General features: G+C 57.1%; 9 protein-coding genes and 1 riboswitch. Of the genes, 8 read left to right on the plus strand and 1 reads right to left on the minus strand.

Features of this window, described 5'->3' with window-relative positions; translation table 11 throughout:
• The first annotated feature begins 58 nt into the window (after positions 1-58).
• From citC to DW089_RS02730, 4 genes are all read left to right on the plus strand, one after another.
• Positions 59-1,105 carry a [citrate (pro-3S)-lyase] ligase gene (gene citC / locus DW089_RS02715; RefSeq protein WP_105326272.1) on the plus strand — a complete coding sequence of 349 codons (1,047 nt, stop codon included), beginning with the start codon at positions 59-61 and terminating at the stop codon, positions 1,103-1,105.
• A gap of 91 nt (positions 1,106-1,196) precedes the next feature.
• Positions 1,197-1,304: riboswitch (SAM riboswitch) on the plus strand.
• Positions 1,305-1,355: 51 nt separating this feature from the next.
• The gene (metK, locus tag DW089_RS02720) at positions 1,356-2,534 is read left to right on the plus strand and encodes a methionine adenosyltransferase (RefSeq protein ID WP_105326271.1); all 1,179 of its coding nucleotides are present in this window, start codon (positions 1,356-1,358) and stop codon (positions 2,532-2,534) included.
• A gap of 1 nt (position 2,535) precedes the next feature.
• A complete protein-coding gene (gene priA, locus DW089_RS02725; RefSeq protein WP_118286737.1) occupies positions 2,536-4,932 on the plus strand; it encodes a primosomal protein N' in 2,397 nt (798 codons plus the stop codon).
• A gap of 175 nt (positions 4,933-5,107) precedes the next feature.
• Positions 5,108-6,064, plus strand: coding sequence for an alpha/beta hydrolase (locus DW089_RS02730; RefSeq protein ID WP_105326522.1), 957 nt, complete (start codon positions 5,108-5,110; stop codon positions 6,062-6,064).
• A gap of 54 nt (positions 6,065-6,118) precedes the next feature.
• Here the strand turns inward: DW089_RS02730 and DW089_RS02735 are convergent, their stop codons facing one another.
• Positions 6,119-7,723, minus strand: coding sequence for a hypothetical protein (locus DW089_RS02735; RefSeq protein WP_105326269.1), 1,605 nt, complete (start codon positions 7,721-7,723; stop codon positions 6,119-6,121).
• Positions 7,724-8,118: 395 nt separating this feature from the next.
• On the opposite strand from DW089_RS02735, the gene def reads away from it, so the two are divergent.
• From def to rsmB, 4 genes are read left to right on the plus strand one after another with little or no spacing between them, the layout of a single operon-like run.
• Positions 8,119-8,598: a peptide deformylase gene (gene def, locus DW089_RS02740; protein ID WP_105326268.1), complete on the plus strand. Its 480-nt coding sequence runs from the start codon at positions 8,119-8,121 to the stop codon at positions 8,596-8,598.
• On the plus strand, positions 8,595-9,533 hold the full coding sequence (fmt, locus tag DW089_RS02745; protein ID WP_105326267.1) for a methionyl-tRNA formyltransferase: 939 nt from the start codon (positions 8,595-8,597) through the stop codon (positions 9,531-9,533). Before def ends, fmt begins: the two co-directional genes overlap by 4 nt.
• A 2-nt stretch (positions 9,534-9,535) precedes the next feature.
• On the plus strand, positions 9,536-10,324 hold the full coding sequence (locus tag DW089_RS02750) for a DUF116 domain-containing protein (RefSeq protein ID WP_105326266.1): 789 nt from the start codon (positions 9,536-9,538) through the stop codon (positions 10,322-10,324).
• The gene (gene rsmB / locus DW089_RS02755) at positions 10,308-11,651 is read left to right on the plus strand and encodes a 16S rRNA (cytosine(967)-C(5))-methyltransferase RsmB (RefSeq protein ID WP_105326265.1); all 1,344 of its coding nucleotides are present in this window, start codon (positions 10,308-10,310) and stop codon (positions 11,649-11,651) included. The genes DW089_RS02750 and rsmB overlap by 17 nt, the downstream gene beginning before the upstream one ends.

The raw sequence follows: 11,651 nt of genomic DNA on the forward strand, positions 1-11,651 counted from the left end.
TAGGGGGCCCTCTCCTTTGTGTTATAATGGAACCATTCTAGAACGTACGGAGGAGCTTATGTCTGATTATGTAATTTCTCCGGTGTACCCTTCTGACACCCGCACCAATGCCCAAGTGAATGCACTGCTGGAGCAGGAAGGAATCCGCCGGGATGCCAATTTGGATTATACCTGTGTCATGTTTGACCAGGATTACCACGCCGTAGCCACCGGCAGCTGCTTTGGAAATACCCTGCGCTGCATGGCGGTGGATCACCACCATCAGGGGGAAGGCCTGATGAACGAAATCGTTTCCCATCTGGTCCAGCGCCAGTTTGAACAGGGCCATACCCACCTGTTCCTGTACACCAAATGTTCGTCCGCCAAGTTCTTCGGGGACCTGGGCTTTTACGAAATTGCCCGGGTGGAAGACCAGGTGGTATTTATGGAAAATAAGCACGATGGCTTTGCCCACTACCTGGACCAGCTGGCCCAAAGCAAGGTGGAAGCACCCCGGGTGGCAGCCGTGGTGATGAACGCCAACCCCTTTACCCTGGGACACCAGTACCTGGTGGAAAAGGCCGCCCAGGAAAATGACCTGGTGCACTTGTTCATGGTCAGCGAGGACGCCAGCTTCTTTCCCTATACGGTGCGCAAGCGCCTGATTATGGAAGGCACGGCCCATTTGAAGAATATCCGCTACCACGACAGCGGTCCCTACATCATCAGCCAGAACACCTTCCCCAGCTACTTCCAAAAGGATGAGGAAGCGGTAATCCTGAGCCACGCCAACCTGGACCTGGCCATTTTCACGAAAATTGCTGCCCGCATGGGCATTACCGCCCGCTACGTAGGGGAGGAACCCACCAGCCTGGTGACCGGGCTCTACAACCAGGTCATGGCCAAACGGCTGCCGGAAGCGGGGATTGGCTGCGTCATTGTGCCCCGGAAAACCCAAAACGGCATTGTGGTCAGTGCTTCTACCGTGCGCCGGGATATCCAGCAGGGCAACTGGGACGAAGTGAAGGCCCTGGTGCCGGAGACTACCTGGAACTACCTGCGCAGTGAGGAAGGCCAGCCGGTGGTGGACAAAATCCGGGCCGGCAAGAATGTGGTCCATTACTAAAAGGCAGCCCCGGCCTTTCTCCGGGAAGGCTGGGTTGACTATTGCTTTTTTTGATACAGTTGTATATAATGTTTTATTGCAAACTACATATTGCTCATCAAGAGTGGCGGAGGGAATGGCCCAATGAACCCACAGCAACCATGGCGTAAGCCAACGGTGCTAAATCCTACAATGCGGTTTTTCGATTGTGAGATGAGAGCCTATATACTCTCTCTCAATGGGGAGTATTTTTTTTACTCAAGGAGGAACTATGAAAAAGTTTTTTACATCTGAATCTGTAACGGAAGGCCATCCTGATAAGATTGCCGACCAGATTTCCGACGCAGTCCTGGATGCCATCATCGCCCAGGACCCCAATGCCCGGGTTGCTTGTGAAACCCTGGTAGCCACTGGCCAAATCCATGTGGTAGGGGAAATTTCCACCAGCTGCTATGTGGATATTGCCAAAATTGCCCGGCAGACCGTAATGGACATCGGCTATGACCGTGCCAAATACGGCTTTGACGGAGCTACCTGCGGGGTGCTGCTGTCCATCGACGAACAGTCCCCGGATATTGCCATGGGCGTGGATGAATCCGACGAAGCCAAGGGCGGCAACCAGGACGACGATGAAAAAATCGGCGCCGGCGATCAGGGCATGATGTTCGGCTATGCCACGGACGAAACTCCGGAATATATGCCCCTGCCCATTTCCCTGGCCCATAAGCTGGCTTACCGGCTGGCCCAGGTCCGGAAACAGGGAATCCTGGATTATCTGCGGCCGGATGGCAAGACCCAGGTTACCGTGGAATATGATGACGACAAGCCGGTCCGGGTGGATACCATCGTAGTTTCTGCCCAGCACAGCGAAAAGGTTTCCATGGAACAGCTGCGCAAGGACATTTTGGAATACGTTATCAAACCGGTGGTTCCGGCAGAATTGCTGGACGAAAAGACCATTTACCACATCAACCCCACCGGCCGTTTTGTGATCGGCGGTCCCCAGGGGGACTCCGGCCTGACGGGACGGAAAATCATCGTGGATACCTACGGCGGCATGGCTCGTCATGGGGGCGGCGCCTTCTCCGGCAAGGATCCCACAAAGGTGGACCGGAGTGCTGCCTACGCAGCCCGCTACGTGGCCAAGAACGTGGTGGCTGCCGGTTTGGCCAAGAAATGTGAAATCCAGCTGGCCTATGCCATCGGCGTAGCCCGCCCGGTTTCCATCGCGGTCAACACCTTTGGCACCAATGCCATTCCGGAAGAAGAAATCGTGGAACTGATCAGAAAGAACTTCTCCCTGACCCCGGCCGGCATCATCAAGAGCCTGGATTTGAGAAGACCCATCTACCGCCAGACCGCAGCCTATGGCCACTTTGGCCGGACGGATGTGGACCTGCCTTGGGAACATCTGGACAAGGTAGATGTTTTGAAAAAGGCTCTGCATTAAAATGAAGTATGCAAAGGTTGCCATTAATTTGCCGGTAAAGAATATGTTCCGGCAGTTCACCTACCGGGTGCCGGAAAGCATGGACTTTCTGGACGAAGGCTGGCGGGTAGTGGTGCCTTTTGGCTCACAAATGCTGGAAGGCTTTATTGTGGAGGAGGACCGGGAGCCGGACCTTTCCCTGGACCTGAAGGCCATTGCCGATGTGTTGGGCACGGCGCCCTGGTTTGATCAGGAGATGCTGGCCACGGCCCATTGGCTGTCCCAGTACTATCTCTGTACCTTGGCGGAAGCCCTGCGCCTGTTTATTCCAGGCAAGAGCAGTGTGGCCGTCACCGGCCGTTACCAGCCGGAACCGGATTTTGCCGGAGAATTGACCAAACCGGAGCAGGAGTTCTACGATTATCTGCTGCTTCGGGGCGGCCGGTCCCGGAAGGAAATCTGCCGCCTGGACGGAGGGGAAAATGCCCTGAAGGGACTGATCACCAAAGGGGCAGTGAGCCTGTCCTTCGCAACCAAATACAAGCTGCGGGAAAAGACCGAACGTACCCTGCAAAGCACTGCCGCAGGGCGCCAGGCCCTAAAGGACGGCCTGATCCGGGGTAAAAGCCGGCAGGCCGCCCTTTCCCTATTACCGGAAAAGACCGTGCTGACCAGCCACGAACTGCAAGCCAAGGGCATCTCCAACGATGTAATCCACGCTCTGGTGCTTTTGGGCTATCTGGAGGAAGGGCAGCGCCGGGTGCTGCGGGACAGCTACGAGCATCTGGAGGCACCCCGGGAAAATTTGCAGCTGACTCCGGAGCAGCAGGCTGCGGTGGAAGCGGTGGACCGGGCCAGAACGGAAAAGGAGCCCCAGACCTTTCTTCTGGAAGGCATCACCGGCAGCGGCAAGACGGAAGTCTACCTGCGGCTGACCGACCGGGCCGTCCGGGCCGGGCAGCAGGTGATGGTACTGGTGCCGGAAATTGCCCTGACCGGGCAGATCGTGCGGCGTTTTAAGGCCTGGTTCTCGGACCATGTGGCCGTGGCCCACAGCAAGCTGTCCGCCAATGAGCGGGCGGACGTGTGGGAGAGAATGCGCTCCGGCCAGGCACGGGTGCTGATTGGGGTCCGCTCAGCGGTGTTCTGCCCCTTTGAAAATTTGGGCCTGATTATCATCGACGAGGAACACGAAGGTACCTACAAACAGGAAACCCGGCCCAGCTATCATGCTCGGCTGGTGGCCCAGTACCGGGCACATTACCGGAAGGTGCCGGTGCTTTTGGGCTCGGCCACCCCGGACCTGGAATCCTATTATTACGCCCGGAAGGGGAAATATACCCGGCTGCGGTTGACCCAGCGGGCCAAAAGCGGCAGCCGCCTGCCCCAGGTATCCATTGTGGACATGCGGGCGGAGCTGCAGCAGGGGAACCGGTCCGTACTTTCGGGAGAACTCCGGGAAAAACTGGAGCAGACCGTCCAGCATGGGGAGCAGGCCATTGTGCTGCTAAACCGCCGGGGCTTCTCCACCTTTGTGCTGTGCCGGGATTGCGGGGAGGCCATTACCTGTCCCCACTGCGCCGTTTCCCTGGTGTACCACGCCAAGGACCAGCTGCTGAAATGCCATTACTGCGGCTATACCATGCCCGTGCCCCACACCTGCCCCAACTGCGGCAGCAAGCGGATCAAGTTCTTTGGCACCGGCACGGAAAAGGCCGAAATGGAAATCCAGGAGCTGTGTCCGGGGGTGCATCCCATTCGCATGGACCAGGATTCCACCTCAGCCAAATTTGCCCACGAGCGGATTCTCAGGGCCTTTGGCAAGCAGGAGTACAACGTGCTTTTGGGCACCCAGATGGTGGCCAAGGGCCACGACATTCCCAATGTGACCCTGGTGGGCATCCTTAGCGCTGATGCAGCCCTGAACCTGCCGGACTTTCGCAGCGGGGAGCGTTGTTTTGCCCTGCTGACCCAGGCTGCGGGCCGGGCCGGCCGGGGGGACAAACCTGGCCAGGTGGTGTTTCAGGCCTACGATGCGGAAAATCCCATTCTCCAGCTGGCAGCCAAGCAGGACTATGAAGGCTTTGCCAAGCATGAACTGGACCAGCGGCAGGAGCTGAATTATCCGCCCTTTACCAAGATGCTGAAGATTACCGTCCAGCACAAGGAAATGGAAACGGCCTTTTCCACTGCCCAGCGGGTGGTGAACAATCTGGAGGCCTGGCAGTTGGAAACCCAGGCGGAAGTAGAAATCCTGGGCCCCTTCCCTGCCATTGTGCCTATGGTAAAAGGAATTTATCGAATCAACATCCTGCTAAAAAGTCATAAAATGGAGCCCGTAAAGGAATGGCTGCGCCAATCGGAATTTTGGGCCCAGCCCAGCCTGTCTTTTGACGTGGATCCCATCAGCGTGATATAGTAAAAGTATTACTTCATTCTATTTTATGGAAGGAGCAACTCCCATGAAAAAAATTCGTACGGCTTTAGCCCTGGGCGCCTGCCTGACGGCGCTGTCTGCCGCTGCCTATGCGGCACCGGCTTCCCCGGTGACTGCGGCCCCCGGTAAAACCGCTGTCCAAAGTCAGGAGGGAACCATGACAACTGTCAAAGAATATATTGCCCAGGGGAAAATCACCCCGGCTGCCGACAAAAGCGGCAGCGGCCGGATTGATTTGCAGCTGAGCAAACCGGAAATGACCTATACTTCCGGGGTAGTTTACGCCCAGGTGCCCAGCCGGGGCTACGAGAACGTACCCCTTACTATGGACATCATTCGTCCCAAGAACCCCAAAACGCCTCTGCCGGCAGTTATTTTTGTCACCGGGGGCGGTTTTATCAACGCCAACAAGGATAATATGCTCAGCCGCCGGGTGGAACTGGCCGAAAACGGCTACGTGGTGGCCAGCATCAACTACCGGGTGGCTCCTACGGCCCAAATGCCCCAACCCCTGGAAGATGTGAAGGCGGCGGTCCGCTTCCTTCGAGCCCACGCTGCCCAGTATAATGTGGACAGCAAACATATCGGTCTGTGGGGCGGCAGTGCCGGCGGCTATTTGGTGGCCATTGCCGGTACCACCAACGGCACCAAGCAATTCGACAAGGGGGAATACCTGAACCAGTCCAGTGATGTCCAGGCCGTTTTTGACGAATATGGCCTGTCCGACCTGACCAAGATTGGGGCAGACTATTCGGAAGCCGTACAGAAGCTCCACGCTTCGGACGGGGCTACGGAAAACCTGTGGCTTAACGGTTCTTCCGTTTTTACCGGCCATGCAGGGAATGTGTCTTCCGACCTGAAAAAGGCAGAAGCCGCCAACCCCATTACCTACATTTCCTCCAAGACCCCGCCGTTCCTGTTGATGCACGGGGATAAGGATGTGGTGGTATCGCCCAGCCAGACGGAAATCCTCCATAAGGCCCTGGTAGAGAAGGGCATCGATTCCACCCGGTACGTGGTTACCGGCGCCGCCCACGGGGGCGTGTACTGGTACCAGCCGGAAGTAATGGAAGTGGTGCTGGAATTCTTTAACCGGACGCTGAAAGGATTGTAATTGCACAAAAAAAGGGAACTGCCTGGGCAGTTCCCTTTTTCTATACGGAGTTTTCTAGGTAGTACAGCCGCTTTCCAGGGCTTTCCGGATTCCATCCAGGTTCAGTTCCTTTCCCTGGAGCAGGCTATCAATCCGCAGCCGGGTCAGTGGCGTGTTGCTGAGATTCTGGACCTTGGACAGGGCCTGGCGCATTTTCTCCGACAGGGGTTTTTGGCCGTCCGACCAGGATTCCAATACGTCCAGGGCATCGGACCGGTTGGCACTGCTGCCGCTGGTCAGGCTCCGTTCCAGCAGGTCTTCCCCCTGTCCTGGGAAGTATTCCAGGGGATGGAGCATATCTGCCAGCTGGCCCTTTCCTTTTAGGTAGTCGTCCAGATGGAGCCGGGCAAAGGCCAGCACGTCTTTCACATCCTGGTCATTGGCCTGCCACAGCAGGGGCCGGTACAGGGTGGTCAGGCTGGGCTGCTCTTTGAGCAGCCGCCAAAGTTCCGGCTGGATATCAATGTCCAGGATGGCGGCCATTTCGATGACCGGCAGGTTGGCTTCGCCTTCCGGGGTGAGAAGGGCTGCCAAAATCTTGGGCCGCCAGTCCACGGAGCTTAACAGGGCGTTAAGGGAATCCAAAAGGATTTGGCACTGGATGGCCGACAGGGCAAAGTAGAACTTTTTCTGGAGCATGTACTGGATGGCTGCCGCCATAGCTACCAGGGAGGAGGCTACGGCAATATCCAGGTAATGGTCCGCCGCCTGGGAAAAATACTTGGGCAGCAGGGTAAACAGGTCCACCTTGTTTTCCTGGGGCAGCAGGTCTTCCTGGATGCATTCCAGCAGGTACTGGAAGTAATCTGCCAGGAGCCGGGTAATCCCCAAAAACAGGGGGTGGGACAGGCTCTTTTGGTCCAGGAACTTTTCCAGGTCCAGATGTTCCAGCACCCATAAGGGCAGACTGGGGTCGTGGACGGTGAGCTTCAGCCCCTTCATCAGCAGCCATTCCTGGGAGGCCCGGGTGGTGAAGTGGAAATGCTTGATGGCACAGACCCGGCCCCAGCCCGTGGTGTGAAGCAGCAGGACCCGCAGGTCGTCCTGGTCCAGGCTGTCACTGTCCTCCAGGGCCTGGAGGACAAATTTGGTGAACTCCTCGCAGCGGGCCAAAAGCAGCAGATCCTGTTTCAGGGCTTCTGCTTCCGGTTTGCCCCGTTTGTTCTTTAAAAAGGCTCCGGCAGCAATCACCGCGAATTTTACCGCTTCCCGGTCCGTGGCTTGGTACAGCCAGGTTTTGGTCAGCTTCCACAGGCTGGGGGAGTAGCGCAGGTGGGTGACCCGCCGGCTGAGCTTATCGAAATACAAGATGCAGGGGGCGTGGGTAACCCGCTGGTACAGGCTGAGGGCTGCTTCCGGGCTGGGTTTCTTCTTGTAGCGCTGGAGAGCCTGGTAGATGTCCAGGTACAGTGCTTCCCCGGACTCCCCGGCTTCCGCCTCGTCGTCCAGCAGGTACAGGTCTTTCATGCCCGGCAGGGGAAACATCCCGGCGGACAGGGAATCCGGCGCCGTATCCGGTAGGTTTTTCAGGGTAAAGAAGCCCTGGGGAGTCAAATGTTCTTTTATGAAATTGAATAGGCTGGGGCCCTGGAGCCAGGGCAGTCCGTTTTGCATTTCCATGGTGCCCTCCTTTTCTGTCTGACGGCGGGCGGCCAGTCAGACCTTGATGGGGCCCTGCCTCATCCTTGGGCAGGCGGCCTTAGCCCGAGCCTGCAGCTGCAGAACCTCGGGCGGGGAGAGCTGTGACGCAGCAGCCTAGCTTGCAGCTGCTTTTCACAGTACGGGTGCTGAATATTTTCCTTGTTATTTTATATATTCTATGCGCACCCTTGAAAACCCTTCTTTTTAAGGGATTTTTGGAAAAATCATCTCTAAAACTTTACGTATAGGGCAATTTTTCGGAAATTTCCCAGATTCCTGGAGAAACCGGGCTGTGGGCTGGTGATTTTTTGCCATTCAATGGTATAATATAGGTTAACGGTAAAATGGTAATAAAAGATATAGGAGCGATGCATATGGCAATCTATAATATTGTAAAAGTTGGGGCGCCCATCCTGCGGGAAAAGGCAGCTCCGGTTACCCGTTTTGATAAAAAATTGGCCAAGCTCATGAAGGACATGGCGGAAACCATGTACCGGGCCAACGGCTGCGGTCTGGCAGCTCCCCAGATTGGTCTGGGCAAGCGCATTGTGGTCATTGATGCTGGAGATGGCTATGGCATTCGGGAGTTTGTGAACCCGGTACTGTCTGACCCCGTGGGGGAAGAAGTGGACGAGGAAGGCTGCCTGAGTGTACCCACCTACGAAGGGGAAGTAGAGCGGGCGGCCCAGATTACGGTCACCTATCAGGACGCCAAGGGCACCCACTACCGCCTTACGGCCCAGGGCCTTTTGGCCCGTGCTCTCCAGCACGAATGTGACCATCTGGAAGGCATTTTGTTTATTGATAAGGCCATCAGCCTGACGGCCAAACCCAAGGAAGAGGAACGCATATGAAAATTGTTTTTATGGGAACCCCGGAATTTGCGGTGGCCAGCCTGAAAGCCCTGGTGGAAAGCGGCCAGCATGAAATTGCGGCGGTGGTCACCCAACCAGACCGTCCCAAAGGCCGGGGACACAAGGTGATGATGTCCGCCGTCAAGGAATATGCCCTGTCCCAGAACCTGCCGGTACTTCAGCCGGAACGGGTGAAGACCCCGGAATTTTTGGAAGCGCTGGAAGAACTGGCCCCGGAGCTTATTGTGGTAGCTGCTTTTGGCCAGTTTCTGCCTAAAAGCCTGCTGGAACTGCCTAGGTACGGCTGCATCAATGTTCATGCGTCCCTGCTGCCCCGGTATCGGGGTGCGGCCCCCATCCATTACGCCATCTTGAAAGGCGAAAAGGAAGCGGGTGTCACCATTATGCAGATGGACGTGGGCATGGATACGGGTGCTATGCTGGCCAAAACCGCAGTACCGGTAACGGACGAAATGACCCAGGGGCAGCTCCACGATATTCTCAAGGAACGGGGCGCCCAGTTGCTGCTGGATACCATTGACCAATTGGCAGCGGGAACGGCTAAGGCTGTGCCCCAGCCGGAACAGGACGCTACCTATGCGTCCCTGATTACCCGGGATATGGAAAAGCTGGATTGGAGCAAATCCAGCCGGGAGCTGCACAACCAGATCCGGGCCTTTGATCCCTGGCCGGGTTCCTTTACCCTGCTGCCCAGCGGCAAGCGCCTGAAGGTTTGGGCCAGCCGGATTCGCAGCGAACAGGGTCAATTGGGGGCACCGGGAACGGTGCTGGAAACCAATCCGGAAGGCATCCTGGTTGCCTGCGGAGAGGGAAGTCTGGAAATTACCCAATGCCAGCCGGAAGGCAAGAAACGGATGCTGGCTGACCAATTTGTCAACGGCAAAAGTCTGGAACCAGGAGAAATATTGGCATAACAATGATAGATATGGTACTGCGGCCGAAAAAACGGCTGTTTATCGCGCTGGTTTCCCTGGCCACGGTGCTGGCGGGCTTTGTAGTATTTGGCCTGTGGCGGCTGATGGTGCCGGGCCTGCAGCAGCTTCATCCGCTGCTGCCCCATGTGGTGGGGATTGCCGCGCTGCTTGTAACGGTAGCCCTGGTTTCCGGGGTGCTGGGGATTGTCATGGCCATTGTGGGTTTTCCCACCATGAAATTTTTCTATATGTGGGCCTGGCATATCATCAATTTTCTGTATCCCCTGGTACTGTTTTTGGGGAAAATGATGGGAATTTCCAAGCGGAGGATTGAACAATCCTTTATTGAGGTCAGCAACCATCTGGTCCGGCGGCAGCATGTGCGGGTTCCCGCCAATCGTCTGCTGATCCTGACCCCCCACTGCATCCAGCTGGATACCTGTCCCTATAAGGTGACCCGGGACATCCACAACTGTCACCAGTGCGGCCGCTGCGGGGTAGGGGACCTTTTGGCCCTGTCCAACAAATACGGGGTCCATGTGGCCATTGCCACCGGGGGGACCTTGGCCCGGCAGGCCGTGAAGAAGGCCCGGCCCAAAGCCATCTTGGCTGTAGCCTGTGAACGGGACCTGACCAGCGGCATCCAGGATGTCTTTCCCCTGCCGGTAATCGGGGTGCTGAACGAGCGGCCCAACGGGCCCTGCTTCAATACCCACACGGATATGCACAAGGTAGAAGAGGCCATCAAGTCTTTCATTATAAAAGAGGATTTACATGAACGTAACCACTAAAGATCCGCGGGAAGCGGCTTTGCTGATTTTAAAACAAACTTTGCTCAAGGGGGCTTACGCAAACCTGGCTTTAAGCCAGGGGCTGCGTGGGGCTCCTTTGTCTGCGTTAGACCGTAAACTGACCACGGAGCTGGTGTACGGCACGGTGAAAACCCTGGGGACCCTGGACTGGTACCTGGAAAAGGTGGTGAATCGTCCTCTGTGGAAGCTGGACGAAACCCTTTTGGTGATTCTCCGGCTCAGCGCCTACCAGCTGCTGTTCCTGGACCGGATTCCGGACTCGGCGGCCTGCAATGAAGGGGCCAAACTGGCCCGGAAATGGGTGAACGAGGGCAGCGTAAAGCTGGCCAACGGGGCCCTGCGCCAACTGGCCCGGACCAAGAACCAGTGGAAGCTGCCGGCTGGGGAAAAGTATGAACTGACCCGGCTGGCCCTGCGCTATTACCACCCCGAGTGGCTGATTCGCCGCTGGAAGTTCCGCTTTGGCCTGGACGAGGCCGTGAAGCTGTGCCAGTTTGACAACCAGGTGCCGCCCCTGGCCTTACGGGTGAATACCCTGAAGACCACCCGGGAAAGCCTCCAGCAGCGGCTGGCAGAGCGGGGCATTGTGACCCGGCTGTCCCAGTGGTCCCCGGACGGGCTGTTGTGCGACAGCCTGCCCTCCCTGGACAGCCTGCTCCAGGACTTTGGCCCGGAACTGTATATCCAGGACGAAAGTTCCATGCTGGACGCGGCGGTGCTGAATCCCCAGCCCGGACAGCGGGTAATCGATATGTGCAGCGCCCCTGGCGGGAAGACCACCCACCTGGCCCAGAAGATGGCCAATCAGGGAGAAATCCTGGCCCTTGACATCTACGACCACAAGCTGGAACTGGTCAGGGAAAATGCCCAGCGCCTGGGGATTACCTGCATCAAAACCCAGAAGGCCGACGGTACGGTGGTTGTGCCGGAATGGGAAAAGACGGCGGACAGGGTTCTGGTGGACGCCCCCTGCAGCGGCCTGGGGGTATTGAACCGCCGGGTGGAAGCCCGCTGGCGGAAAGAGGAGCGGACCCTTAGTCAGTTCCCGCCCCTGCAAAAAAAAATTCTGGCCAATGCCGCCCGGTACGTGAAGGTGGGGGGACGGCTCCTCTACAGTACCTGCACCCTGGAACGGGACGAAAACAGCCGGGTGCGGGAAGCCTTTCTCAAGGACCAGCCTAACTTTGCGCCGGTGCCCTTTGCCCACCCCCTGACCGGGGAATTGGTGGAGGAATTGCAGATCCTGCCCTGGCGGGACGGCATTGACGGTTTTTATTTATGTTTGTTCGAAAGGAAGGGTGAATAA

The organism is Acidaminococcus sp. AM05-11, from assembly GCF_003472805.1.
GTDB lineage: Bacteria > Bacillota > Negativicutes > Acidaminococcales > Acidaminococcaceae > Acidaminococcus > Acidaminococcus hominis.

Bases quoted from the DNA above. Each gene is read 5' to 3' on its own strand.
- fmt (WP_105326267.1), top strand. From the start codon at position 8,595: ATGAAAATTGTTTTTATGGGAACCCCGGAATTTGCGGTGGCCAGCCTG.
- DW089_RS02735 (WP_105326269.1), bottom strand. From the start codon at position 7,723: ATGGAAATGCAAAACGGACTGCCCTGGCTCCAGGGCCCCAGCCTATTC.
- metK (WP_105326271.1), top strand. From the start codon at position 1,356: ATGAAAAAGTTTTTTACATCTGAATCTGTAACGGAAGGCCATCCTGAT.
- rsmB (WP_105326265.1), top strand. From the start codon at position 10,308: ATGAACGTAACCACTAAAGATCCGCGGGAAGCGGCTTTGCTGATTTTA.
- def (WP_105326268.1), top strand. From the start codon at position 8,119: ATGGCAATCTATAATATTGTAAAAGTTGGGGCGCCCATCCTGCGGGAA.
- citC (WP_105326272.1), top strand. From the start codon at position 59: ATGTCTGATTATGTAATTTCTCCGGTGTACCCTTCTGACACCCGCACC.
- DW089_RS02730 (WP_105326522.1), top strand. From the start codon at position 5,108: ATGACAACTGTCAAAGAATATATTGCCCAGGGGAAAATCACCCCGGCT.
- priA (WP_118286737.1), top strand. From the start codon at position 2,536: ATGAAGTATGCAAAGGTTGCCATTAATTTGCCGGTAAAGAATATGTTC.
- DW089_RS02750 (WP_105326266.1), top strand. From the start codon at position 9,536: ATGATAGATATGGTACTGCGGCCGAAAAAACGGCTGTTTATCGCGCTG.